The sequence below is a fragment of the Bacillus sp. AY3-1 genome (assembly GCF_008368785.1).
Classification (GTDB): domain Bacteria; phylum Bacillota; class Bacilli; order Bacillales; family Bacillaceae_G; genus Bacillus_A; species Bacillus_A wiedmannii.
This window is the reverse complement of record NZ_QORZ01000008.1, coordinates 1-24,768: the sequence shown is the minus strand read 5'-3', so window position 1 is coordinate 24,768 and position 24,768 is coordinate 1. Positions and strand designations below refer to the sequence as shown.

Genomic DNA, 24,768 nt, shown 5'->3' with positions numbered 1-24,768 from the left:
AGGAATAATCCTCATTGCCTTTTAGTTTCTCTTTACTAATTTAATGATCTCATTCACAACAAGTGGAATGATACTTAATAAGAGAACAAATCCCCAATCTCGCATCGTTAATGCATGTACACCGAATATATTTGCAAGAGGTGGGATGGAGATAATACACACTTGCATAAGAACACCGATAAGAAGGGAGAAGACTAAATATTTATTTGTAAAGATCCCAATTGAAAAAATGGATTTCGTTCTTGAACGCAAGTTAAATGAATGAACGAGCTGAGAAAAACTAAGAACGACAAATGCCATTGTTTGAGCGTGTAATAGAGCATCTTCATCAATTTTCTCTGGGAAAAGAGGAAATAAATTTGTATCTCCGGTATAGAATTTTGCCCCGGCGATAAAGGCTGCTAACGTTAAAAGTCCAATGACAGCCCCATTGAAAATAAGAAAAGGAACGCTACCACTAAACAAGCTTTCTTTCGCATGTCGTGGTTTTTCTTTCATAACATCTGGATCTTCAGGATCAACCCCAAGTGATAATGCAGGTAGTGTATCGGTAATTAAATTTACCCACAAAATGTGAATAGGCCGTAGTGGTGTTGCCCAACCGAGTAAAATCGCTAAAAATAAAGCGATAATTTCTCCAAAGTTACAAGAGAGTAAGAAGAGAATTGATTTTTTTATGTTACGATAAATATTTCTACCTTCCTCAACAGCTTTCACGATAGATGAGAAATTATCATCAGTTAACACTACATCCGCTGCCCCTTTTGCAACATCTGTCCCTGTAATGCCCATCGCTACGCCAACATCTGCTTGTTTTAAGGATGGGGCATCATTAACACCATCACCAGTCATAGAAACGATATTTCCTTTTGCACGTAATGCTTTTACAATCTTTACTTTATGTTCCGGAGAGACCCTAGCGAATACATTTAAGTGATTAATTTTGCTTGCTAGTTCTGTATCTGGAATATTATCTAATTCAGTTCCAATCATAATTTCAGATTTTTCTTTAGCAATACCAAGTTCTTTGGCAATTGCAAAGGCGGTATCTTTATGGTCACCAGTAATCATAACTGTGCGAATACCGGCTTTTTTACATTCTGTAATGGAATCTTTTACTTCAGTTCGCGGTGGATCAATCATACCGACAAGACCGATAAAGATGAGATTTTCTTCAAGGTGATCTATAACCACATCGTTTGAATTGTATTGTTTAAATGCGAATGAAAGTACTCTTAAAGCCTCTTGAGACATTGCCCCGGCAGCTTCTAATATTTGATTTTTATCAGCATCTGTTAGAATCTCGATTTTACCGTTTTTAAATATGTGGGTACATCGAGGTAAGAGTTTATCAATAGCACCTTTTGTCATGCTATAGTAGCTTTCATCGTATGTATGAACGGTTGACATCATTTTACGATCTGAATCGAAAGGTAGCTCGTTAACACGTTCATGTATCTGTTCTAAATGATCCTTTTGCATGTTAAAAGTGCTTCCGGCAACGAGAAGGGCGATTTCTGTAGGGTCCCCTGTTTGTGAATCGGAACCGTAAGACGCATCGTTGCATAGCACCATATTTTCTAACAATAGACGTTGTACATCATTATTTACATTTAAGTTTTCTAAGTGGTCGTATGTGTTATCACTATAAAAGTGAGTAACGGTCATTTTATTTTGCGTTAACGTACCTGTTTTATCTGAACAAATAATTGTGACAGAACCGAGAGCTTCGACAGCTGGTAGTTTACGAATGATAACATTTTGTTTAATCATTCGCTGCACACCAATTGCAAGAACGATGGAAACGATAGCCGGCAAGCCTTCTGGAATAGCTGCAACGGCTAAACTAATAGCAGTCATAAACATTTCTAACGTATCTCGTCCTTGTAAAAAACCGATGATAAACATAATGACGCAAATAGATACAGCGACAAAGCCTAAATACTTTCCGACTTGTGCTAAGCTCTTTTGAAGTGGTGTCATATCATCGTCGGCTTCATGTAAAAGGGTAGCAATCTTACCAATTTGTGAGTTCATTCCAGTTTCAACAGCGACACCGACTCCGCGCCCATATGTTACTAGTGTCGACATAAAGGCCATATTTTTTTGATCGCCTAACGGTACTTGCTCGTCACTTTGCATAGAAGGGTGGTAAATTGCATCTTTATCAACAGGGACAGATTCACCAGTTAGAGCAGATTCTTCAACTTTTAAATTTGCGGTTTCGATAAGTCGCAAGTCACATGGGATATAACGTCCTGCATCCAGCATGACAATATCACCTGGAACGACTTGTTCAGATGGAATTTCTTTTAGTTCACCATCTCGCTTGACGATAGCTTTAGGTGTCGCCATCTTTTTCAATGCCTCTAAAGCTTGTTCTGCTTTCGATTCTTGGACGACGCCAATAACAGCGTTTAAAACTACAACGAGCGCGATAATACTTGCATCAGCCCATTCACCTACAAAGGCAGAAATAAGGGCAGCAATAATAAGGACATATACGAGGACGTCATTAATTTGGGCGAAAATACGCTGCCATAACGTGCGTTTTTGTTTTGTAGCTAATTCATTAGAACCGTATTGCTTTAAACGTTCATTTACAATTTCATCTGTTAAACCGTGTTGTTCGTTTGTTTCTAAGTCGATTAATGTTTGATCTTTCGTCTTACTGTACCAATTGCTCATAAGTAAGCACCTCCAGTAAAAACAGTTAGCAATGGTAGTGTTGCTATTATTTGTGAGTAGTATGTATGGAGAAAAAATCTAAGATGAGGTTCTACTTCTATTGTACAATATTTTACAGTTGGTTGAGGGAAAGAGAAGAGTTGTCATGAATTTGTTGGAAATAAAAAAGAGCCCCATAGTGAGGCTTTTTACTTTTTAATTAATGTACCTAATTCTTCTGTAATAGCTTGCATTTCACTAATGCTGAATGTTTCACGTTTCATAACGTGCTCATAAATGTCACGTAAGTCTTCGTACATTTCTTCATTAAAGCTAGCAGCTCTCATCGCTCCAGCATTAACCATACGTAATTTTTCTTTAATAGCTTCAACCATATATTCAACATTTTCTTCTGACTTTACGGATAAATCCACCGAAGTGTCCCCCTTTAAAATAACATAAAGCTATCTTAACATTTTTTATCATTTTCGTTAATGAATCTTTTCAATCCTATTAAATTAGTAGGGATTTCCTTTATAATTAATAATTGGTTGTTTATACTATAAGTATATATTAAGAAATGCACCAAGAAGGGAAGAAACAAAAATATGGTTCAAGTATTGTTTGTTTGTCTTGGGAACATTTGTCGTTCTCCGATGGCAGAAGCGATTTTCCGAGATCTTGTCGTAAAAGAGGGACTCGAAGAGAAAATTGTCATTGATTCTGCAGGAACTGGAGATTGGCATATTGGCCATCCGCCACATAAAGGAACACAAAAAATTTTACAAGAAAATGCAGTCACTTTTGAAGGAATTAAAGCAAGGCAAGTAGAAAAAGAAGACTTAACAAAGTTTGATTATATTATTGCCATGGACAACAAGAATATAGCAGATTTAAAAAGTTTAGGTAAAACTGGAGGCTATATTGGTAGGCTGTCCGATTTTGTTCCAGACGGTGGCTGGACAGACGTTCCCGACCCTTACTATACAGGGAATTTCCAAGAAGTATATGACCTTGTAACAGAAGGGTGTGTAAAGCTATTAGCTTTCATTCGAAATGAACAAGGAATATGAGGAAGCTTAGAAAGAAATACTTTCTAACATAAGAAATGAAAGGGTGAAGGAATATGGCAAAGAAAAATAATATTGCTCGAAACATTGCGATTGGTGTAGCTGCAGGTGTAGCTGTATCTATGTTAAAGAAAGAAAACCGTGAAAAAGTAAAAAATACAGCAGAAAAAGCAAAAACAAAGATGATTGAAATTGGTGAAAACGCAAAAATCAAAGAAAAAGTGCAAACTGTTACAGATAAAGGGCGCGAACTTGCTGATTTAAATGTAGTGAAAGCGAAAGTAGCGGAAATTAAAAAATTGACGCCATCTGTTGTAGAAACGTTAAAAGAAACGAAAGAAATTTTTAGTAAGAAAAAGGTTGAGCCAGCAGAGAAGCCAGAAACGATTGAAATTCAAGCTGTATCTCCAAAAGTAGATGAGCTGAAAGCAGAGGAAGAGCCAGTAGTTGCTGAAGATGGTGGTATGAAAGAAGCACGTGAATTGTTTATAAAAGACTCAAATGTAGAGAAAAAAAAAACTGAAGCGTACATTGAGTTGAAGCAAGATAAAGAAGAGAAGAAAAGCGTTTAAACATATATGAGAAAAATTTTAGAAAAGGTGAGAAGAAATCGTACTTATTCGTTTGGTAAAGATTTGTATGACCGGACGATGCGCGATGATGTAGCGGGCTTGGCAGCACAGCTCGCTTATTTCTTCTTGCTTGCGATTTTTCCTGGGCTTGTTTTCTTAATTACGCTTCTTGGATTCATTGACCTTCAAACAGAAAGTGTGCTCAATTTATTAGAACCGTACGTACCCGAAGATGCAATGTCTTTAATTGAAGTAAACGTTGATAAAGTTGTAAATGAGCAAAATGGTGGTTTATTATCATTTGGTTTATTATCAATGCTATGGTTTGCTTCAAATGGAGTGAATGCGGTTATGAATGCATTCAACCGTGCGTACGATGTAACAGAAACGCGTTCTTTTATTAAAACAAGAGCGTTATCAATCGTATTTACATTAGCAATTATTTTTATGATTGTGTTTGCGCTAATTGTTCCAGTGTTTGGACAAGTCATTGGAGCAGCGGTGTTTAAAGCAATTGGTTTATCGGATAGTTTTTCTTACGTGTGGAGTATTACGCGGTTAGTAGCGAGTTTCTTCGTGTTATTTGCATTGTTTAGTTTTTTATATACGTTTGCACCAGATCGAAAGTTAAAAAGAAGAGAAGTCATTTCAGGAGCAATATTTGCTACTGTAGGATGGATTGTGGTATCGTACTCATTTGCTTATTATGTAGATAAGTTTGCAAATTACGCCAATACATATGGTGGTCTTGGTGGTATTATTATTTTAATGTTATGGTTCTACTTAACCGGGTGGGTAATTTTACTTGGCGGTGAAATTAATGGTTTACTCCATCATTATAGAACGGGTGACAATAATTCCCGTAATGAAAAGTGACTTCTTGTTCCATAATAATAAGGAACAGGGGGGATATTTCATGAGTAATAATAAAAAGAATCACAACAATAAAAATAACAATAAACAAAAGAGTAGTTCGCATCCAAAGCATAAAACGAGTGGTAGTGCGAACGGGCATAATAGCTACCATTAAAAAAAGCGGGTCCTTTATGAGGGACCCGTTTTATTTGTTTCCTTGTAATAATCGTAAGCCATTCAAAATGACAAGAATCGTACTTCCTTCATGCCCAATAACACCGAATGGAAGAGCTAAAAATTGCATGAAATTTGAACAAATCAGCATTGCAATTACAACTAGTGAAAAGATTACATTTTGCTTTACAATACGGTTCATTCGTTTTGATAAACGGATTGCTTGGGAAAGTCGAGATAATTCGTTCTTCATAAGTACAACGTCTGCAGTTTCTAAAGCAACGTCTGTTCCTTCACCCATTGCCACACCAATGCTAGCAGTAGCGAGTGCAGGAGCATCATTTATACCATCGCCGACCATTGCTACCGTCCCGTATTTTTCTTTTAGCTTTTTAATTGTTTCAACTTTTGTTTCTGGTAAGCATGATGCGTAATATTCCTTTATATTACTTTCGGAGGCAATCGCTTTTGCTGTTTCTTCATTATCTCCAGTAATCATAATTGCTTCGACACCGATGCTTTGTAATTCGCGAATAGCAGCTATTGTTTCTTGGCGAAGCGTATCTTTTAAAGCGATAAGTCCAAGAATGCCTCTCTCATCACTAATATAAACGACAGTTTTACCTTCTTTTTCAAGTGAGACAGAAATACCATTATGAAATGTCTTTGTTTCTTCACCAATAAAATCAGCTTTACCTATTTTATAAGCTTTGTTTTCGAATATTCCTTTTAGCCCAAAACCAGTTACATCTTCAACATTTTCTGGTTTTTTTAATGTAATGTCATACGCATGTTGTGCATATTTAACGATAGATTCAGCTAAAGGATGTGTAGAGTGACTTTCAATTGCTGCTGTAATAGAAAGTACTTCTTTTTCTGTTATATTTTCTCGAACATATACATCTGTTACGGTAGGTTTACCTTCTGTTAATGTTCCGGTTTTATCAAAGGCGATCGCTTTTACTGAAGCTAGGCGTTCTAAATGTATGCCACCTTTAAAGAGAATTCCATTTCTTGCTCCGTTAGAAATTGCAGATAACGTTGCTGGTGTAATAGCAGCAACGAGTGCACAAGGAGATGCGACTACAAGTAAGATCATAGCGCGATAAAATGTTTCATTCCAGCTCCAGTCAAGTAAGAAATGAGGGACGAACATCATAAGCGCAACAACGAGTAGTACCCCTTTTACATATGTTCCTTCAAATTTTTCGATGAATAGTTGTGATGGTGATTTTTCACTTTGTGCACTTTGGACGAGACGGATAATCTTTTGGAATAATGTTTGATCGCTCGGCTTCGTAATTTTAACTTCGATAGCACCGCGTAAATTTACAGTACCGGCAAATACTTCATCGCCATGTTTTTTTTCATTTGGAATAGGTTCTCCAGTAATTGCTGCTTCATCGATATTTGTTTCACCGTTATGAATCGTACCGTCAGCAGGAACGCGCTCACCTGGCTTAATTAAAATAATGTCGTTAATTTGTAATCGTCCAACAGGAACACGTTCTTCCGTTCCATTTGAAATACGTAATGCTTCTTCAGGTTGTAAATCAAGAAGCGCTGAAATTTCTTTTTGACTTTTACTTAATGTATAAGATTCCATCGCACCGCTTAGTGCGAAGATAAAGATTAAAATTGCACCTTCTGCCCAGTAGCCAATGATTGCAGCACCGATAGCAGCAAAGAGCATGAGCATTTCGACATTTAGCTCTTTCTCTTCAATGGTATCTTCAATACCTTCTTTCGCTTTTGCATATCCACCAACTATATAAGCAAGGATATAGCAAGTAATACCTACATTCATTGCATTGTTCTTTGTGAATAACCAACCAGCTAAAATGAAAATACCAGATGCGATTGCAAATATAAGTTCATGATGTTTCTTTAATGTATCCCATAAAGAGGGATGAGAAATAGACTTTTGTACTTGTAATGTTTTTACCTCTGAGTTCATTACTACTCGCTCCTTCCAAATTCTTATTGAGAAAAAGAATCAAAATCGAAAGCCCTATAAAACGACGAAAGCTGCCATCCATAATGGATAGCAGCATTTCTGTTGAATCTGATTTTAATAGTTATTATGTTGTAATTATTCTATAGTATATCATATGTTTTCGTTAGATGATATGTTTTGTTTGCGTATAAACTGAAAACTTGTGTTTTCACACTTCCTTTGGTATATATGAATATTGTTCATAAAAAGATCGGAAAGGAAGACAACAAGTGAAGACAGAGAAATTTTTTACCCATCCGATTGGCGTACTAATTGCTGCAATAGTAGCGACTTTTTTGTGGGGGAGCGCATTCCCTTTTATTAAATTAAGTTATGCTGAGCTTGGAATTCAGCCACAAGAAGTTGGAGAGCAAATATTATTTGCTGGTTATCGTTTCTTTTTATCTGGAGTCATGCTCTTATTCTTCTTTAAAGTGTTAGGAAAAGATATGAGCTTCAAAAAAGGAACGGGGAAGCAGTTAGTACAAATTGGTTTATTTCAAACATTTCTTCAATATATATGTTTTTATATTGGAATGAGTTATAGTTCTGGCATTGAAGGAGCTATCATTTCAGGAACATCATCATTCTTTCAAATTTTACTTGCGCACTTTTTATATAAAGATGATGCGCTCAATATGAGAAAAATAATTGGGGTCTCTATCGGCTTTTGTGGTGTCATTTTAGTAAATGTACCGAGTGATGGTAGTTTGTCATTCCATTTCGGAATCGGTAGCTTATTACTTCTTAGTGCAGCAATGTTGTATTCATATGGAAACATATTGGCGAAAGAAGGTAGTAAAACATTAGATGTTGGCTATATGACGGCATACCAAATGATTTTTGGTTCTATCGGGCTATTATGTATAGGAGCTCTGCAAGTTGGAGTAATGCCATTTACATTTAGTGTACATGCAATATGTATGCTTATCTATTTATCTTTCTTATCAGCAGCAGGCTTTTGCATTTGGAATACAATTATGAAGTACAACAAGGTTGGAAAAGTATCAATGTACATGTTCTTTATACCCGTATTTGGTGTGTTGTTATCGAGCATGATTTTAGGAGAAGCAATTCATTCATTTGTATTATTCGGTTTGGCATGTGTAGCCGCGGGAATTATCGTGGTGAATCGGACGACAGCTAAGCAGAAAAGGGCGAACGAAAAACAAGTAGCATAGATAACAGGAAAACGATTAAAATGGAAGAACAGTACTGTTCTTCTTTTTTTATATAGAAAAAGGATAATAGACTAGGTGTAACGAAAAAAGATACAAAAAGCATTTATTGAGGAGAACATGTTATGAATCTACTTTACATGGTGTTAATTGGACAAATAATTCTTTTTTTAATTGGTGCAATGTACGCAATAGGACAGACAAAAAAAACAAGAAATAATATGCCGTTACCTTTAGCGGTGCGTCTTATTCTTAGTTTTTCTTTAACAGGGAGTGCAATTTGGATATGGTTACAAGATCCATCAGTAGCGTATAGTACGTGGGTTGCACTAGGTATGACGTTATCAACTGTAGGAGATTTATTTATGGCAGGTTTGATTCCAATTGGTCATCGATTAATTGGAGGGATGATTACTTTCGCGCTTGCCCATTGTTTTTATGTAAAAGCATTTTTGCAAACAGGCATCTCATGGAATGGTTTTTGGATTGGTTTACTCGTATACGGACTCTTTCTAATTATAGGATGGTTCTTTTTTATACGAAATGATAAACAAGATAAATTGTTTACGATAGGAGCTCTAATTTACGGATTGTGGGTTGGAGGAATGGCTTGCTTTGCATTCGCCCTATACTATGAGAATACAGGAATATGGTGGATACCGGCTTTTGGTGGTTTACTATTTGTGATTTCTGATTTTATTATAGGCGTGACAGATATTGGAGGGCGCAAATTAAAGTATGAACCACTTTGGATTTGGTTTACATATGTAGCGGCTCAAATGTGTATTGTATATGTGGGAATATAAAAAGATACTCTCAAAATAGTGGATAGACTATTTTGAGGGGATCTTTTTTACTGCTCGTAAATAGTGAGATAAATATAGATTATGGTATATAAAAATAATAAATTTATGAGGATGTTATTTTTAAGTTTGTAATATTGCAATTATATAATTCAGAATTTTGTGGAAATTTTACAGTTGAATTCCTTATAATAAAAGTAAAAAGATGATGAGATGGTGGAATGATGCAAAAGAAAAAACGTTTGCGTGAATTCTTTGGAACAATTGCAATTGCATGTTTGTTAGTGTTTTTAGCGAAAATTTTTGTGTTTTTTCCTACGACTGTAAAAGGAGCGTCCATGAATCCGACGTTACAAGATGGGGATAAGCTGATTGTTAATAAGTTAGCAAAGCAGTTTGAAAGTTATGGGAGAGAAGATATTATTGTTGTGAAGACGGATAATTTTTATGTGAAAAGGGTTATTGGTTTGCCTGGCGATGTAATCGAGGTGAGAAATGATCAATTATATGTGAATCATGAAGTGACACAGGAAGCGTATTTGTATAGTAATAAAGAACAAGCTGAAAAAAAACTTATGAATTTAACAGAGGACTTTGGACCGATTACAGTTCCTAAAAATAAGATTTTTGTTATGGGAGATAATCGCCTAATAAGCAGAGATAGTAGAAATGGTTTAGGACTTATTGATAGAGAAGATGTATTAGGAGAATTAGCGGCAATTTATTATCCAATTGAACATATGAAAATAATGAATTAAAGTAAAAAACCAAGCAAACTGAAATTTGCTTGGTTTTTTATGTTAAATCGTAGGAGACTCATTAAATTCATAGACGTCTTCATTGTTTTTGTTTGTATTTAAAACGAATTTGTGCTGCAATAGTTGCAGTTTAAAGAATGCTAACGGATCGTGATAAGTTTCTGGGTTGCTTCTTAATGTTGCTAATGTTTGCTCGTCTTCCTGTATTTCAAGTTGAGCTGCTTCTACATTTTGTTTCAATATGCTAAGTGGATCTTTAAAGAACATCATGATATCTCGTTCTAATGCGCCTTCAAATACTTCAAATTGAAGGAAGAATTGTTTTGAGATTGTTTGAGCAATTTCCGTATAGTCTTCCGTTTCAATGTATTGTTTATATTTGTTTGCGAGCATAGACTGATTTTTTTGCATGTTACCAAATAGTTTTCCCGCACTTTTTAAGAAAAATTGTGTCGGTGTAAAGCGTAATAAAATATTGATGTTCGTTACTGTAATTCTATTTGTCATGCGTACAACATCTCGATGCCAATCATCTAGTAATTTGAAATCACAAGGAAGTTTCATGCGTTCTTCTTTATATAATTTATTAAACGTTTCACTCATTTCATCTAAATAAGATTGAGCTTGAATAAATTCATTATGAGCTGTTTCAATCCACTCCTGAATAGAACCAGTAAATTTAGGAAGAAGCACTTGTTGTACATGTTTTTGAACTCGTTCGTTCATCGCAGCATTTAATTCTTCATGAACTAATTTGAAGTCGCTATCTTCTTGAACAAGGTCAGAACAACTCTGTAATAATTCAGGAATTTGAGAATGGATATCTCGTGTGATTTCTTCTTTCGTTAAAAGATAAGATTCTGTAATAGAACGAATTTTATCTTTTTCAAGAGCAGTAAGGTTGTTAATAAATCCATTTAATTTAACTGAGATATGTTTATTCCAGCGTACGGATTTCACTAATGTATTTTCTAACTCCACACGTTCATTTACAAGGTATGCGATTGTCTTTTGAGTAAACCATATTAGTTTTTCTATACGTTCTTGTTCCATGTTACGTTCTGCTAGATTAGAAAGAATAGACTCTGTCACGTCTCCAAGTTGCTGGCTACTCTCTTGTGAAGGAGAGTATGGGAAGAACTGTGCATTTGGGAAATGGACTTTAATCTTACTCATTAGTTTTTCATTATTGGTCGTATTATTTGTGTGTAATACGAAATGAATTTGTAAATTTGGCACTTGTTCACGTAAATAAAGTAATGTATCAAGTTCTTCACCATGTAATGGTGAAGCAGAATTTAATACGTAAATAAGGCTATCTGCTGCTTGTAAGTATTCAAAATATGAGCTGTTTTTATCCACTTGCCCTTGAACAGGTGGCGTAACAAGAAATGCAAATTTATTTTTTCTTAAAAATCTACTTGGTAACTTAATTTCTATACATTTTTTCTCAAGTTCTGATTCGGAAGGTGTAGCCATTCTTTGATGAAATTCATCAAAGCTAGGTATATTGTGTACATCTAACGCAGTGAATTCTGTTATTTCAGTTTGGCTATCATCTTTAAATAGAATAGGAGTTGTTACAGTCTCAGTTAAGATGTTCTCTCCTAGTATTGAATTGATGAATGATGATTTATCATGGTCACTAGTTCCCGCTATTAGTAATTGTGTAACATTTAAATCACACAGTTCGTGAACGAGTAACGTAAATTGATGACTTAAATCCACATCGTTTTTTTCAGCCCATACAGCAATTGTTTCGAATAAATGAGAAACTGCTTCCATATTTACATCTGTTTCAGCTGTTGAATTAGAAAGTAGGGCTCCAGCACTTTTTACGAGTAATGACTCTAAAGTTGTAGGTGAAACTTCATTCCATGCTAACACTGCAGCAGAGACAAATAGGGCATCTTTTGCTTTCGTTAAACTAAACCAATTGGTTAATAAATCTGGTACAAGTCCCTGCATTTCATGCATGAAATGCTCACCAGTAATTAACTCAAAGTACGTATCTTGATAGCGTTCAACAATTTCATGCCAATCGTCATTGTTGTCTGTTTCAATATGTAAGAATAAATGATTTATTGTTTGAATCCAAGGTAGATGCAAGTTTTCATTTTGATAGCTGTTCCAAAGCGCAATAACAAGTTCTTTAAATTGGACTTGATCAATTGCATATAATGCTTTTAAAGATTCATAGAAATATTCTGGTTTGATTTGTTTCGTGAATCCTTGATTCACATAATTGATTAAAGTATCGAACCAGTGTAACGATTTTGTTCGAATTCCTTCTTGAACGGCAAGTTCGATAGCATTATTCCAATCTTCTTGTTTTTCATAGAATGAGCGAGCAATTGCAGTAATATTAGGATAGTCAGGTTGAAATGCAACGGCCTCACTAATCGTCTTAAATGCTAGACCTAAACGATCTTGTTCGATGTACAGAGAAAGAAGTTGTAAGGAAACTTCCATTGTAAGAGTTGTATCTTCCGTTTGAATAGATTGATAAATCTCTTCTGCTTTTGGCAAGAATCCTAGTTCAAAATAAGAATCTGCAATATTTTTGGTTGCCCAAAGTGCAAGTTCGTTATTTACTTTCTCCCATTTAAATATCGCTGCTTCAAAGTCTTTATTTTGGTAATAAAATTCACCTTGAGCAAAGCGGATATTAGAAATGTTGGAGAATTCATTTGTAGATTCATTTATATATGCTTCACCGAGTACTTCTGATACTGGAGTAGAAGTTTCTTCTGTTAAAAATGTTTTATAGTAAACCTTTTGGATAAATTGATTTTCAATGGTCATGTTCGTTCCCCCTGTATAATTTAGAAAAATGATGTTGTATGTAAAGGGTGTATGTTCTTTTAATAGGTAGAAGTTGCATTATATCGACCAAACTATGTTTTTGCTAGATATATCATTTTTCCTGAGAGTTAAACCGTTGCGAAAAGTAACTTTCCTTTATTGTAACAAAAAAACAAGCATATGAATTTTTATTTTTTAATCCCACTATTTACAGATAATAAGACTAGCACTTTAAAAAGCGGTGAATACAAGGGAAGTAGGAGGGAGTCGGGCGCACAATTGGTGTGTGCTAAAAATTAGTGAGGATGAACAAATCACCACTGATTAATGGTTCACTTTCTTCCTGCTAAAGGAATGGATAGAAGTAGAGTTCATTATAAAAACAATGTATAGTGAATATGTATACCATGTTTGTCTGAAAGATAGAAAGGGCACAATGTGGAATAACGATCGTGCATAGGATGTGTTTTCCGAATGGAACAACATATTGGCGAGTTAATCGCGCATTATGGGTATTTTGGAATTATTATAGCGTTGGCCGGTGGAATTGTTGGATTACCGATACCAGACGAGTTTTTATTGACCTTCGTTGGTTATAATGTTTCTAAAGGAGTTATGTCAGGAACTGCTGCTTTTTTAAGCGGGATGGCTGGTGCGATGTTAGGTATTACATTAAGCTACATATTAGGTTTAAAACTTGGGCTCCCTGTTTTAAAAAAATATGGGCCGAAGATTAGAATTAAAGAACATCACATTGAAAAAACACATATTTTATTTGAAAAATATGGACCATTTCTTTTAATGATTGGTTACTTTATCCCGGGAGTACGTCATTTAACAGCATATTTTGCTGGGATGTCGAATTTAACACTTTGGCGTTTTTGTTTGTACGCTTACGGTGGTGCGCTTATTTGGATAAGTGTTTTTATTGGAATTGGCTGGAAGTTAGGAGAGAAGTGGCGTTTCGTTGAGTATAGCCTACATCATTACGGAGTATGGATTTTATTCATTTCAGTAGTTGTTACATGTATTGTATGGTTTTATATAAAGAAAAAGAAAAACCGCTATTAGCGGTTTTTTTAGCTGAAAGCAATAAATAATACACCAGCTGTAATAAAGACTACACCAACGCTAGTCATAAAGTTTAACTTTTCACCGAGTATAATCATCGCGAGGATGATAGAAAATACGACGCTTAATTTATCGACAGGAGCCACTTGTGAAACTTTCCCTGTTTTGAGGGCAAGAAAATAAAATAGCCATGACGAAGCACCTGCAACCCCACTTAATGTGATAAAGAGCAGTGCTTTTTTATTTAGCAGTACGTCGCCGATATTTTGAAATTTACCTTGGATAATAATAACGCCCACCATAAATAATGCCATAATAATAGAACGAACCGTTGTTGCAACATTGGCATCGATTCCATCTAAACCAATCTTTCCGAAAATAGATACAAGGGCAGCAGCGATTGCTGATAATAGTGCGAATAAGAGCCATGAACTCATAGTAAAATTCCTCCAATCTTACATTATTATACATGAAAACCATTCTCACGTATAAAGCGAAACTTTAATCAGTGGGATTTTACCGCTCCGCAAATAACGAAATAATCCCCACCTTATATTTCTAATAAGGTGGGGATTATTATACTACTCTGCAATTTCTTCATACAAAAAGTACGTTACATTATAAATATGTTCTACTTCATCGTCTGTCATAAACAATAATTCATCACGCTCAATCCCTTTTTTCTTTTCAATAAACTCAATCATGTTTTTGCGTTCTTCTCTTTTCATCAATTTGATTTCTCCTCTCAATCTGTTTTAATACAGTTTATTTAAGTTACTGCTATTATATAACAGAATCTTTAGAAAGTTCCACCTATTTTATTGTTTTTTTCAGAAGAACTTTTCGATAAAACAAGCCCACCTAAAGGGGGCTTGTTTTATTTTATAGTCGTAAAAACTCGGGCTCCGTCGTACCAGCACCATCGATGTAATAAATTGTGTCGGGATTGATTTTTATTAATACGTAATTAGGGTCTTCAGGACCAAGTAACCAGCGTTTTAAGCTATTATTCCAAAACTTGTTTTTTAATGTGGAGTCTTCCTCGATGGAGGCTAAGCCTTCAACTTCAATATAATCTTCATCTAATTTTTTTCCTTCACGTCCAAGTAGTACATGTACATTTGGATTGTTTTCGATATCTGTTATCTTTTTTGATTTCCGATCTGTTGCAACATATAACACAAAATCTTCGTGGAAAAACATCATAAAGGTACTATGAGGTTTATTTTCACGTACAGTAGATAATACACCAGTTCGTTGACCGCAAATAATAGTTTCAATTTTTTCTTTTAAATGCATGCTTTTAACCCCTGTTCATAATTTATTGTTTTCTCCGTTTAAACAAGATAATTTAAATATCTTTTATACTGTTTTCTTCAATCTGATTTTTTAAACGTAATTGTGATGAAATCGGACAAGTTAGGAGAAGAATAATAATAATATCGAGGAGAAATACATACGATGGAAGGATGAAAAGCATGTTTAATAAAATATTTCTTATAGTAGCGCTGATCGGGGTACCACTTTCTGTACTTGGAAAAATGCTTTATTGGCCTCAAACAATTATGTTCGCTGTGTATTGCATTACTATTATCGCCTTAGCGGGTTTTATGGGGAGAGCGACAGAAAGTTTGGCAATTGTCTCTGGACCTAGAATAGGCGGATTATTAAATGCTACTTTTGGTAATGCTGTTGAACTAATTATTTCGATTTTTGCACTTCAGGCGGGATTAATTGAGGTTGTATTAGCCTCTTTAACGGGTTCTGTACTTGGGAATTTATTATTAGTAGGAGGGCTATCCTTCTTTATAGGAGGGCTTAAATACAAAAGACAAAGTTTTAATGTATATGATGCAAGGCATAATTCAGCTTTATTAATCTTTGCGGTAGTAGTAGCTTTTGTTATTCCAGAGATTTTTTCAATGAAGATGGATGCTGGAAAGACGTATCAATTAAGTATCGGTGTTTCTATCATTATGATTATTATGTACCTTGCTGCACTGCTATTTAAGCTCGTTACGCATCGTGGTGTATATCAGCATAAAACGGATGAAGTAGCTCATGAGGAAGAACCAGAGTGGTCGAAAGGTAAAGCGCTACTCATTTTAGCAATAGCGACAATTGCGGTAGCTTATGTGTCAGAGGCGCTTGTGCATACATTTGAGACCGTTGCAAAGTCATTTGGTTGGTCAGAGTTATTTATAGGGGTTATTATCGTTGCAATTGTTGGGAATGCAGCGGAACATGCATCTGCAATTATTATGGCGTATAAAAATAAAGTAAATATTGCAGTTGAAATTGCAGTCGGTTCTACGTTGCAAATTGCCATGTTTGTTGCTCCTGCATTAGTACTGCTTTCTATGTTCTTTGCACAAAGGATGCCTTTAGTATTTACAATACCAGAACTTGTTTCTATGATTACAGCTGTTTTCTTAACGATTGCGATTTCAAATGATGGAGATACAAATTGGTTTGAAGGCGGTACTTTATTAGCGGCGTATGTCATTATGGGAATTGGTTTTTATTTATTATGAAAAATAGGCATAACAATTGTATTGAGAGAAAACAATAAACAAAGTAGTATATATACCTTTACATAGGAAGGAGCCAGACAGGTGAAACGAGTATACAGCATATGTCTTTCAACTATGGTCTCGTTTATTCTATTATTTCCTAACATGAGTTTTGCAAAGACAACGGTAGAAACAAAAATGCCTTCATCTGTTTTAAATATTTCTAAAGACAATACGTTTCCAAATGATGCGCAAGATTTGCCGCGCTTACAACCGAGTAAGTTTGCTCAAGAACTATTGAAAACAGCAAATATTAAAATTGAAAATCCGGACTTAATTCGGATGTTTAATGAAACGACAATTTCGAATGCGCCGCTTGCGGTAGGGTACCGAGCGAAGATTTATCTAGGTCAATGGGCTTTAAATTATGAATCGGTTGATACGTCGATTAATTGGGAATATAAACAAGTAAATCGCAATGTGTACGATAATCGCGGAGGAGATCGCTTATATCCGCTACGCTATAAGCAAGAAACGCAAAAGACGGTTGAAGGTGATTTAACAGCAGATATGAAAAATACTGCGGATGTGAAAAAAATGATGCTTCTCAAAGCACTTGAAAAAGTACAATTGCCACTTTCATTTAAAACGACCATTGGTTATGGTACTGGACATGAGCGTGTGTATAATATTAGTCCGAGTCAACTTGGATATTTATACGCTTATACACCAGCAGTAAATGAAAAAGGAAAAGTAACATTTGGAGAAGTGTACCTTGTGTTAAAAGGAAATCAAAAGAGGCTTGTAGTAAAAAATATTACCTCACAAGGAATCGGAGCTGCTATTCCAATTCACGATCATTTGTATTTTAAATTCATTTCTTCTTCTCACTCGCAATAATATGAAAAAACGTCAGCTTATAAGCTGACGTTTTTATTTATCCCGCTATTTGTGGGCAATTGGTTCAACTAATAATCAATGGGGAATGAACAAAACCCCCACTGATTAAAGTTGAACTTTAAAATGTTATGTTTGCTGTTTTTGATAAGAAGTCTTCTGTCGGATAGTAGCTATTTTTTACAAGAACATTTGGTCCAAGGCATTTTACTGCAGGACAGTGACAGCTTAATGATTGTGCTGTTTTTGAAGCACTCCATTTGTCATACGCTTCTTGTAGTGTGTTTGTTTGTACGTTACCTAGAAGAGGAACGTCACCGAAATCAGTTACAATAATATTTCCATCGAAAATGTTGACGTTTAAACGAGAACGACCATCTGGATCGTTACGAACTGTTACATTTTTGCTTTCTTGTAATTTCTTAAATGTGGCGATGTCTCGCTCGTCATCGCTACAAGCGTAGAAAGGTAAAGTTCCAAATAACATCCATACATTTTCATCGCGAATTTCTAGTAAATGCTCAATTGCATCTCGAATTTCAGCTTTTGTTAAGATCTCTAGATTACTCGCGAAGTCACTTGGATACATTGGATGAACTTCATGACGTTTACAGCCCATCTCTTCGACAATTTGACGATGAATATGTTCAATATGCGGTAGAGTCCTTTTGTTTAACATCGTTTCGGCTGATACGAGTACACCTGCATCTGATAGAGCTTTACTATTTGTAATCATTCGTTCAAATAATTTTGCACGTTGTTCATAAGTAGGTTTACGTTCCATCATTGCAAATCCACCTTCAACGAAGTCATCAATTGTTCCCCAGTTATGAGATATATGCAATACGTCTAAATAAGGAATAATTTGTTCGTAACGTGCTAAATCTATAGTTAAGTTTGAGTTGATTTGAGTGCGAACGCCTCGTTCATGAGCGTATTTTAAGAGTGGTGTTACATAGTTGTCGACGGATTTCTTTGAAAGCATTGGTTCTCCGCCAGTAATACTTAAAGAACGTAAATGAGGAATCTCATCTAATCGTTTTAATAAAAGTTCCATAGGAAGCGGATTTGGATCTTTCGGCTGTAATGTGTAACCAACAGCACAATGCTCGCAACGCATATTGCATAACGTTGTCGTTGTAAACTCAACGTTTGTTAATAGTAGTTTGCCGTACTCTTCAAGGTCCATATACGCTTCCCATGGATCGTAAGAAGGAGTAATCGGCTTCATTTTTTGTGATATCGTCATATGAAATACTCCTTTGACTATTGAAATAACAATTTGTCCATTCTCTATAATAGAAGAATATGTACTTTTTATAAAGTGAAACTTTTTTGTAAAAAAAGAGAGAGGGCTTACATTTGAATGAATGGCTGTGACAAAATTGATGAAATTTCATGCCCATAGCAATCATTTTTGCGGTATAATAAAAGCATCTCGAATTAAAAGGAGAGTGCCTTCATGGGAAAAGCAATTGAAGATAAAGATTCACAACTAGTATATTTAAAAGAACGTTTAAATATGTTCATTGAAGTAATTGATACAATTGAACCTGAAGAAGTAGAGTTAGAAGATGTAGATCGTCTTCTTGCGATGTTAGATGAATTAGAATTAAAATGTGAGCAATTTAAAAAAGACGAATAATATATTAAAAAGGCTGCCAATGCAAAATTGGCAGCCTTTTTCTGTATGGATAATAGAAGGACGGTAGAAAAAAAGGTATAATCAAGTTGTGAAAAATTTCATTTATGCTTTAATAGCGTGAAACAAATAAAAAGCTGAAGAGCATAACGATGGAATTTTCAGCTCATAACGTTTTGGTAGCGTTCACAATTGAGGGGGAAGTAACAATGGAAAAGCTTCAAGAAAGCATGTATCAACTAATTGTTGAAACGTCAACGAACTTACCGAAAGATGTTCGTCGTGCGATTCAACAAGCGAAAGAACGAGAAAATGCAGGGACTCGTTCTGCGATGGCACTTGGCACAATTACGAATAATATTAAAATGGCTGATGATAACATCTCGCCAATTTGCCAAGATACAGGGATGCCAACGTTTAAAATTTATACACCAGTTGGTGTGAATCAATTACATTTGAAGAAAGCGATCTATAATGCGCTTGAGCGGGCGACAAAAGATGGTAAACTTCGTCCCAATTCTGTTGATTCTCTTTTTGGAGACAATAGTGGAAATAATTTAGGACCAGGTACACCGGTTATTAAGTTTGAACAATGGGAAAAAGATTATATTGATGCACGCTTAATCCTAAAGGGTGGTGGCTGTGAGAATAAAAATATTCAGTATAGCTTACCGTGTGAATTAGAAGGACTTGGACGCGCTGGCCGTGATTTAGAAGGGATTCGTAAATGCCTTCTTCATGCTGTATATCAAGCGCAAGGTCAAGGCTGTAGTGCAGGTGTAATTGGTGTTGGTATCGGGGGAGACCGCACATCAGGTTACGAATTAGCAAAAAATCAATTATTCCGTACATTAGATGATGTCAATCCAGTACCAGAGTTACAAAAACTTGAAGAGTACGTATTAGAAAATGCGAATAAGCTTGGCATTGGTACGATGGGATTTGGCGGAGAAACAACTTTACTTGGTTGTAAAATTGGCGTGTATAATCGTCTGCCAGCTAGTTTCTACGTATCTGTTGCGTATAATTGCTGGGCATATCGCCGCCTTGGCGTAACAATCCATCCTGAAACAGGTGAAATTATGGATTGGCTATATCAAGAAGGTGAGGATACACTTCAGCAAGAAGCGCAAGAAAAAACAGAGCAACGTGAGATTGTATTACAAGCACCAATTACAGAAGAGCAAATTCGTGAACTTCGCGTTGGTGATGTTGTAACAATTAATGGCATGATGTATACAGGTCGTGACGCAATCCATAAGCATTTAATGGATAACGATTGTCCAGTAGATTTAAAAGGACAAGTTATTTATCACTGTGGTCCAGTTGTCGTGAAAGATGAAAATGAAAACTGGCAAATTAAAGCGGCAGGTCCAACGACAAGTATTCGTGAAGAACCGTACCAAGGCGATATTATGAAGAAATTCGGTATTCGCGCTGTCATTGGAAAAGGTGGTATGGGTGCAAAAACATTAGCGGCTTTAGAAGAGCACGGTGGTGTATATTTAAATGCAATTGGCGGTGCAGCGCAATATTATGCCGAATGTATTAAAGAAGTAAAAGATGTTGATTTCTTACAATTTGGTATTCCAGAGGCAATGTGGCATTTACGTATCGAAGGATTTAAAGCAGTTGTAACGATGGATTCTCATGGTAATAGCTTACATGCAGATGTTGATAAAACATCACTTGAAAAATTAGCTAGCTTTAAAGAGCCAGTATTTAAGTAAACAAAAATGCATCTCGAATGATTCGAGATGCATTTTTTTGGTATATATAGAAAAACATGTTCAGCATGAAAGAATGCACGGCAACAGAAACTACAAGTACGATTATATATGGAAAGGAGACTATTTATGAAATATAAATGGTTATATATCGGTCTCATTTTTTCAATTATGATGGCACTTGTTCCAGTTTCAGCATTAGCTTATACAAATACTCCACATAACTGGGGAATCCCGCGTCCTAAAAATGAAACAGTACCAGATGCAGGAAAGTTATACACAGATTTACTACAAAAAAATGGTGGGTTTTATTTAGGGGATGCAAAGAAAAAAGATATTTATTTAACATTCGATAATGGGTACGAGAATGGATACACAGGGAAAATCTTAGATGTATTAAAAGAGAAAAAAGTACCGGCAACTTTCTTTGTAACGGGTCATTATATTAAAACACAAAAAGATTTGTTATTAAGAATGAAGAATGAAGGACATATTATTGGAAATCATTCGTGGAGTCATCCTGATTTTACAACGGTAAATGATGCGAAACTTCGTGAAGAATTAACGAGTGTAACGGAAGAGATTAAAAAAGTAACTGGGCAAAAAGAAGTAAAATATGTACGTCCGCCGCGCGGCGTATTTAGTGAAAGAACGTTGGCTCTTACGAAAGAAATGGGCTATTATAATGTATTTTGGTCACTTGCATTTTTGGATTGGAAAGTGAACGAGCAAAGAGGATGGCAATATGCACATAATAATGTAATGACGATGATTCATCCAGGATCTGTTTTATTACTTCATGCAATATCAAAAGATAATGCAGAAGCACTTGCGAAAATCATTGATGATTTGCGCGAGAAAGGGTATCATTTTAAAAGTCTAGATGACTTAGTAAAAAGCAATCAACCGTAAGCATGTATGCTTGCGGTTTTCTCATGCTATAATGATGTGTAAAAAGGATGGGGAAACGTATGTGGAGCGAACATGTTACGTTAGAGTATCCGTATCATTTTGAAGAGGTATTAAAACGTTTATCTTTTGATCCTCTTAACGTCATTCAATTAGATGAGAAAGTCATTTATGTCCCGCTTTGTATAGACGAGGAACAGATTGTTGTTCGCTTGCAAGGGATTGGTACTGTTCAAAATCCACAGTTTTGGATCTCTAGTCAGGCAGGAGATCAAGAGAAAGTCATGAAACGAATGAGGGCCATTTTTCATTGGAATGAACCGTTTCAAGATATACAAAATCATTTTTTAAACACATCATTACGTCCACTATTTGAAACATATGCTTATACTCCAATTATTTTAGAGTTTGATTATTTTGCTTGTCTTCTTCGCTGTATCATTCATCAACAAATAAATTTGAAATTTGCTACTGTGTTAACAGAACAGTTTGTGAAACGATATGGAACAGAGAAGAACGGTGTATTCTTTTTCCCCACTCCAGAAATAGTAGCAAATATTTCAATAGAAGAATTGAGGGAGCAGAAGTTTAGTCAGCGAAAGGCTGAATATATAGTAGGGTTAGGTCGAAGTATTGTCAGCGGTACATTAAATTTAGCGAGTATAGAAACCAGGGCGGATGAAGAGGTTTCCGCACAATTGTTACCAATTAGGGGGATTGGTACATGGACAGTGCAAAATTTTTTAATGTTCGGGCTTGGACGGAAAAATATGTTTCCGAAAGCGGACATTGGGATTCAGCGTGCAGTGCAAGGTGTATTTCAATTAGATGATAAACCTGATGATGCATTTTTAGAAAAAGTGAAACAAGAGTGTGAACCATACTGCAGTTATGCAGCGTTATATTTATGGAAAAGTATAGAGTAGAGGTGTAATAATGATACAAAAGCAACATGAGAGTAAGTTGGAAGTTGGTCAAACGTTTCCTGTGACAATTAAACGTCTTGGGATTAACGGAGAAGGCGTTGGTTATTTTAAGAGACAAGTTGTTTTCATTCCAGGGGCATTACCAGGAGAAGAAGTTGTTGCTGAAACAACGAAAATTCAGCGTGGCTTCGCTGAAGCGAAAGTGAAAAAAGTTCGTAAAGCTTCACCACATCGTGTGAAAGCACCATGTCCGGTATATGAAGAGTGCGGCGGTTGTCAGCTGCAACATTTAGATTATAAAGAACAATTAAATCAAAAGCGTGATATCGTCGTACAAGCATTCGAGAAGTATATGAACAACAGTTTGGAAGAAAAAATTCGTCCAACGCTTGGTATGGAAAACCCATGGCATTATCGTAATAAGAGTCAATTACAAGTGGGACGTAAAGACGAAAAGGTTATTACAGGGCTGTATAAGCAAAATTCACATCAGTTAATTGATATTGCTCACTGTATGATTCAACATAAAGCAACGAATGAAGCGACAAAAGTTGTAAGACGTATATTAGAAAAATTAAATGTTTCTATTTACAATGAGAAAAAACAAAAAGGTTTAGTACGCACAATTGTGACACGTACTGCAGTTCAAACAGGGGAAGTACAAGTTACACTTATTACAACAAAAGAAGAATTACCAAATAAAGATCAATTTATCGCAGAAGTACAAAAACAGATGCCAGCTGTTAAATCAATTATGCAAAACGTAAACTGGCGTAAAACATCTGTTATTTTCGGTGATAAAACATTTAAATTAGCTGGAAAAGAAGTAATTCAAGAAACACTAGGTGATTTATCATTTGAATTATCAGCACGTGCATTCTTCCAGTTAAATCCAGAACAAACAGTTGTTTTATACGATGAAGCGAAAAAAGCAGCTGCTTTAACAGGCGATGAGAAAATTGTAGATGCTTATTGTGGTGTTGGTACAATCGGTCTTTGGCTTGCAAATGATGCAGCGGAAGTACGTGGTATGGATGTAATTCCAGAAGCGATTGAAGATGCAAGAAAAAATGCGAAGCGTCACGGATTTACAAATACGAAATATGAAGCAGGTAAAGCTGAACAATGGTTACCGAAATGGGTAAAAGAAGGATGGCGTCCAGATGTAATTGTTGTCGATCCACCTCGTACAGGTTGCGATGATAAATTACTGGAAACAATTTTAAAAGTGAAACCAAAACAAGTTGTTTACGTATCTTGTAATCCTTCTTCATTAGCACGTGATGTACAAGCATTAATGAAGAGTTATGAAGTGGAATATGTACAACCAGTTGATATGTTCCCACATACAGCCCATGTAGAAAATGTAGTGAAGCTTGTTAGAAAGTAAAGTTTATTCATATTCCCTCACGATATGAGGGAATATTTTCTATGAAGGAGAGTAAAATGAATAATTATAAATTAACGATTCAGTACGATGGTGCACGTTTTAAAGGATGGCAACGTCTCGGTAATAACGATAATACAATTCAAGGAAAAATCGAGAGTGTCATATCTGAAATGATCGGAAAAGAAATTGAAATTATCGGTTGTAGTAGAACAGATGCGGGTGTACATGCTTTGAATCAAGTTGCTAACTTTCAAAGTGATGAGAAGTTAGTGGAACATAAAGTGAAAAAATATTTAAATCAATATTTACCCAACGATATTAGCATTACGAATGTAGAAGAAGTACAAGATCGCTTCCATGCTCGTTATAATTCTAAAGCAAAAACATATCTTTATAAAATTTGGAATGAAGAGCATACAAATCCATTTATGCGTAAATACAGCATGCATGTGAATAAAAAATTAAATGTGAAAAGCATGAAAGAAGCTGCGAAACATTTAGTTGGTTCACATGACTTTACTGCTTTTTCAAATGCGAAATCAAAGAAAAAGTCTATGGTTCGAGAAGTATATACACTTGAAGTGATGGAAGAAGCAGGATTTGTACAAATTAGAGTAAGTGGTAACGGATTCCTTCATAACATGGTACGAAAAATTGTTGGAGCATTAATTGAAGTTGGATTAGGACAATTAGATGCGGACGCAATCCCAAATATTTTAGAGGAAAAACAACGTAATCAAATTAATTGTCTTGCTGAGGCGAGTGGTTTGTATTTGGAGAATGTTGAATTTTAATAAACAATAACAAAATCGAGC

Annotated in this window: 23 protein-coding genes; 15 read left to right on the top strand and 8 right to left on the bottom strand. The window is 35.5% G+C overall.

Annotated elements, in window-relative coordinates; translation table 11 throughout:
- Positions 1 to 21: 21 nt before the first annotated feature.
- Both DN389_RS05185 and DN389_RS05180 read right to left on the bottom strand, forming a co-directional pair.
- Positions 22 to 2,688 carry a cation-translocating P-type ATPase gene (locus DN389_RS05185; protein ID WP_060486922.1) on the bottom strand — a complete coding sequence of 889 codons (2,667 nt, stop codon included), beginning with the start codon at positions 2,686 to 2,688 and terminating at the stop codon, positions 22 to 24.
- Between the two features lie 188 nt (positions 2,689 to 2,876).
- Positions 2,877 to 3,101, bottom strand: coding sequence for a DUF1128 domain-containing protein (locus DN389_RS05180; RefSeq protein WP_000366197.1), 225 nt, complete (start codon positions 3,099 to 3,101; stop codon positions 2,877 to 2,879).
- 174 nt (positions 3,102 to 3,275) lie between these two features.
- Between DN389_RS05180 and DN389_RS05175 the strand changes: the two genes are divergently transcribed.
- From DN389_RS05175 to DN389_RS05165, 3 genes are read left to right on the top strand one after another with little or no spacing between them, the layout of a single operon-like run.
- The gene (locus DN389_RS05175) at positions 3,276 to 3,740 is read left to right on the top strand and encodes a low molecular weight protein-tyrosine-phosphatase (protein WP_000250906.1); all 465 of its coding nucleotides are present in this window, start codon (positions 3,276 to 3,278) and stop codon (positions 3,738 to 3,740) included.
- Between the two features lie 53 nt (positions 3,741 to 3,793).
- On the top strand, positions 3,794 to 4,309 hold the full coding sequence (locus tag DN389_RS05170) for a DUF4075 domain-containing protein (RefSeq protein WP_149236878.1): 516 nt from the start codon (positions 3,794 to 3,796) through the stop codon (positions 4,307 to 4,309).
- Between the two features lie 6 nt (positions 4,310 to 4,315).
- Complete coding sequence (locus tag DN389_RS05165) at positions 4,316 to 5,185, top strand: YihY/virulence factor BrkB family protein (protein ID WP_001226528.1); 870 nt, start codon at positions 4,316 to 4,318, stop codon at positions 5,183 to 5,185.
- 184 nt (positions 5,186 to 5,369) lie between these two features.
- Here DN389_RS05165 and DN389_RS05160 read toward each other — a convergent pair whose 3' ends face one another.
- Entirely contained in the window at positions 5,370 to 7,295 is a 1,926-nt protein-coding gene (locus DN389_RS05160) for a heavy metal translocating P-type ATPase (protein ID WP_149236877.1), read from the bottom strand.
- A gap of 269 nt (positions 7,296 to 7,564) precedes the next feature.
- On the opposite strand from DN389_RS05160, the gene DN389_RS05155 reads away from it, so the two are divergent.
- From DN389_RS05155 to lepB, 3 genes are all read left to right on the top strand, one after another.
- Entirely contained in the window at positions 7,565 to 8,515 is a 951-nt protein-coding gene (locus tag DN389_RS05155) for a DMT family transporter (RefSeq protein ID WP_098190884.1), read from the top strand.
- A gap of 122 nt (positions 8,516 to 8,637) precedes the next feature.
- Positions 8,638 to 9,318, top strand: coding sequence for a lysoplasmalogenase (locus tag DN389_RS05150; protein WP_046958161.1), 681 nt, complete (start codon positions 8,638 to 8,640; stop codon positions 9,316 to 9,318).
- A gap of 218 nt (positions 9,319 to 9,536) precedes the next feature.
- Positions 9,537 to 10,073, top strand: coding sequence for a signal peptidase I (lepB, locus tag DN389_RS05145; RefSeq protein WP_098190885.1), 537 nt, complete (start codon positions 9,537 to 9,539; stop codon positions 10,071 to 10,073).
- A gap of 42 nt (positions 10,074 to 10,115) precedes the next feature.
- Here the strand turns inward: lepB and DN389_RS05140 are convergent, their stop codons facing one another.
- A complete protein-coding gene (locus DN389_RS05140) occupies positions 10,116 to 12,878 on the bottom strand; it encodes a tetratricopeptide repeat protein (RefSeq protein ID WP_098190886.1) in 2,763 nt (920 codons plus the stop codon).
- A 474-nt stretch (positions 12,879 to 13,352) separates the two neighbouring features.
- Between DN389_RS05140 and DN389_RS05135 the strand changes: the two genes are divergently transcribed.
- The gene (locus DN389_RS05135) at positions 13,353 to 13,949 is read left to right on the top strand and encodes a DedA family protein (protein WP_149236876.1); all 597 of its coding nucleotides are present in this window, start codon (positions 13,353 to 13,355) and stop codon (positions 13,947 to 13,949) included.
- An 8-nt stretch (positions 13,950 to 13,957) separates the two neighbouring features.
- On the opposite strand, the gene DN389_RS05130 is transcribed toward DN389_RS05135, so the two are convergent.
- The 3 genes from DN389_RS05130 to DN389_RS05120 form a co-directional block, all read right to left on the bottom strand.
- A complete protein-coding gene (locus DN389_RS05130) occupies positions 13,958 to 14,386 on the bottom strand; it encodes an EamA family transporter (protein ID WP_098190887.1) in 429 nt (142 codons plus the stop codon).
- 144 nt (positions 14,387 to 14,530) lie between these two features.
- Positions 14,531 to 14,677 carry a BH0509 family protein gene (locus DN389_RS05125; protein ID WP_000817786.1) on the bottom strand — a complete coding sequence of 49 codons (147 nt, stop codon included), beginning with the start codon at positions 14,675 to 14,677 and terminating at the stop codon, positions 14,531 to 14,533.
- Positions 14,678 to 14,831: 154 nt separating this feature from the next.
- Positions 14,832 to 15,248, bottom strand: coding sequence for a pyridoxamine 5'-phosphate oxidase family protein (locus DN389_RS05120; protein WP_000550224.1), 417 nt, complete (start codon positions 15,246 to 15,248; stop codon positions 14,832 to 14,834).
- Positions 15,249 to 15,427: 179 nt separating this feature from the next.
- Here DN389_RS05120 and cax point away from each other — a divergent pair, with 179 nt between their 5' ends.
- The gene (gene cax, locus DN389_RS05115; protein ID WP_149236875.1) at positions 15,428 to 16,483 is read left to right on the top strand and encodes a calcium/proton exchanger; all 1,056 of its coding nucleotides are present in this window, start codon (positions 15,428 to 15,430) and stop codon (positions 16,481 to 16,483) included.
- Positions 16,484 to 16,564: 81 nt separating this feature from the next.
- Positions 16,565 to 17,362: a YfkD famly protein gene (locus DN389_RS05110; protein ID WP_033662157.1), complete on the top strand. Its 798-nt coding sequence runs from the start codon at positions 16,565 to 16,567 to the stop codon at positions 17,360 to 17,362.
- 118 nt (positions 17,363 to 17,480) lie between these two features.
- Here the strand turns inward: DN389_RS05110 and yfkAB are convergent, their stop codons facing one another.
- Positions 17,481 to 18,608: a radical SAM/CxCxxxxC motif protein YfkAB gene (gene yfkAB, locus DN389_RS05105; protein WP_000156029.1), complete on the bottom strand. Its 1,128-nt coding sequence runs from the start codon at positions 18,606 to 18,608 to the stop codon at positions 17,481 to 17,483.
- Between the two features lie 213 nt (positions 18,609 to 18,821).
- Here yfkAB and DN389_RS05100 point away from each other — a divergent pair, with 213 nt between their 5' ends.
- The 6 genes from DN389_RS05100 to truA all read left to right on the top strand — a co-directional run bounded on the left by DN389_RS05100 (position 18,822) and on the right by truA (position 24,747).
- Positions 18,822 to 19,004, top strand: coding sequence for an SE1561 family protein (locus DN389_RS05100; protein ID WP_000513547.1), 183 nt, complete (start codon positions 18,822 to 18,824; stop codon positions 19,002 to 19,004).
- Positions 19,005 to 19,210: 206 nt separating this feature from the next.
- Positions 19,211 to 20,731 carry a class I fumarate hydratase gene (fumA, locus tag DN389_RS05095; RefSeq protein ID WP_080377522.1) on the top strand — a complete coding sequence of 507 codons (1,521 nt, stop codon included), beginning with the start codon at positions 19,211 to 19,213 and terminating at the stop codon, positions 20,729 to 20,731.
- 126 nt (positions 20,732 to 20,857) lie between these two features.
- Positions 20,858 to 21,640: a delta-lactam-biosynthetic de-N-acetylase gene (pdaA, locus tag DN389_RS05090; RefSeq protein WP_098190890.1), complete on the top strand. Its 783-nt coding sequence runs from the start codon at positions 20,858 to 20,860 to the stop codon at positions 21,638 to 21,640.
- Between the two features lie 59 nt (positions 21,641 to 21,699).
- Positions 21,700 to 22,563, top strand: a complete 864-nt coding sequence (locus DN389_RS05085) for a DNA-3-methyladenine glycosylase family protein (protein WP_000269433.1) — start codon at positions 21,700 to 21,702, stop codon at positions 22,561 to 22,563.
- A gap of 10 nt (positions 22,564 to 22,573) precedes the next feature.
- Complete coding sequence (gene rlmD / locus DN389_RS05080) at positions 22,574 to 23,953, top strand: 23S rRNA (uracil(1939)-C(5))-methyltransferase RlmD (RefSeq protein ID WP_000615214.1); 1,380 nt, start codon at positions 22,574 to 22,576, stop codon at positions 23,951 to 23,953.
- A 56-nt stretch (positions 23,954 to 24,009) separates the two neighbouring features.
- A complete protein-coding gene (gene truA / locus DN389_RS05075; protein ID WP_075313210.1) occupies positions 24,010 to 24,747 on the top strand; it encodes a tRNA pseudouridine(38-40) synthase TruA in 738 nt (245 codons plus the stop codon).
- The last annotated feature ends 21 nt before the right edge of the window (positions 24,748 to 24,768 follow it).

What these genes read in the sequence shown, in the direction of transcription:
- DN389_RS05135 (WP_149236876.1), top strand. Translation starts at nt 13,353, where the DNA reads ATGGAACAACATATTGGCGAGTTAATCGCGCATTATGGGTATTTTGGA.
- truA (WP_075313210.1), top strand. Translation starts at nt 24,010, where the DNA reads ATGAATAATTATAAATTAACGATTCAGTACGATGGTGCACGTTTTAAA.
- DN389_RS05175 (WP_000250906.1), top strand. Translation starts at nt 3,276, where the DNA reads ATGGTTCAAGTATTGTTTGTTTGTCTTGGGAACATTTGTCGTTCTCCG.
- DN389_RS05185 (WP_060486922.1), bottom strand. Translation starts at nt 2,688, where the DNA reads ATGAGCAATTGGTACAGTAAGACGAAAGATCAAACATTAATCGACTTA.
- fumA (WP_080377522.1), top strand. Translation starts at nt 19,211, where the DNA reads ATGGAAAAGCTTCAAGAAAGCATGTATCAACTAATTGTTGAAACGTCA.
- DN389_RS05165 (WP_001226528.1), top strand. Translation starts at nt 4,316, where the DNA reads ATGAGAAAAATTTTAGAAAAGGTGAGAAGAAATCGTACTTATTCGTTT.
- rlmD (WP_000615214.1), top strand. Translation starts at nt 22,574, where the DNA reads ATGATACAAAAGCAACATGAGAGTAAGTTGGAAGTTGGTCAAACGTTT.
- DN389_RS05160 (WP_149236877.1), bottom strand. Translation starts at nt 7,295, where the DNA reads ATGAACTCAGAGGTAAAAACATTACAAGTACAAAAGTCTATTTCTCAT.
- pdaA (WP_098190890.1), top strand. Translation starts at nt 20,858, where the DNA reads ATGAAATATAAATGGTTATATATCGGTCTCATTTTTTCAATTATGATG.
- DN389_RS05150 (WP_046958161.1), top strand. Translation starts at nt 8,638, where the DNA reads ATGAATCTACTTTACATGGTGTTAATTGGACAAATAATTCTTTTTTTA.
- DN389_RS05125 (WP_000817786.1), bottom strand. Translation starts at nt 14,677, where the DNA reads ATGAAAAGAGAAGAACGCAAAAACATGATTGAGTTTATTGAAAAGAAA.
- yfkAB (WP_000156029.1), bottom strand. Translation starts at nt 18,608, where the DNA reads ATGACGATATCACAAAAAATGAAGCCGATTACTCCTTCTTACGATCCA.
- DN389_RS05100 (WP_000513547.1), top strand. Translation starts at nt 18,822, where the DNA reads ATGGGAAAAGCAATTGAAGATAAAGATTCACAACTAGTATATTTAAAA.
- DN389_RS05140 (WP_098190886.1), bottom strand. Translation starts at nt 12,878, where the DNA reads ATGACCATTGAAAATCAATTTATCCAAAAGGTTTACTATAAAACATTT.
- DN389_RS05170 (WP_149236878.1), top strand. Translation starts at nt 3,794, where the DNA reads ATGGCAAAGAAAAATAATATTGCTCGAAACATTGCGATTGGTGTAGCT.
- DN389_RS05130 (WP_098190887.1), bottom strand. Translation starts at nt 14,386, where the DNA reads ATGAGTTCATGGCTCTTATTCGCACTATTATCAGCAATCGCTGCTGCC.
- lepB (WP_098190885.1), top strand. Translation starts at nt 9,537, where the DNA reads ATGATGCAAAAGAAAAAACGTTTGCGTGAATTCTTTGGAACAATTGCA.
- DN389_RS05085 (WP_000269433.1), top strand. Translation starts at nt 21,700, where the DNA reads ATGTGGAGCGAACATGTTACGTTAGAGTATCCGTATCATTTTGAAGAG.
- cax (WP_149236875.1), top strand. Translation starts at nt 15,428, where the DNA reads ATGTTTAATAAAATATTTCTTATAGTAGCGCTGATCGGGGTACCACTT.
- DN389_RS05120 (WP_000550224.1), bottom strand. Translation starts at nt 15,248, where the DNA reads ATGCATTTAAAAGAAAAAATTGAAACTATTATTTGCGGTCAACGAACT.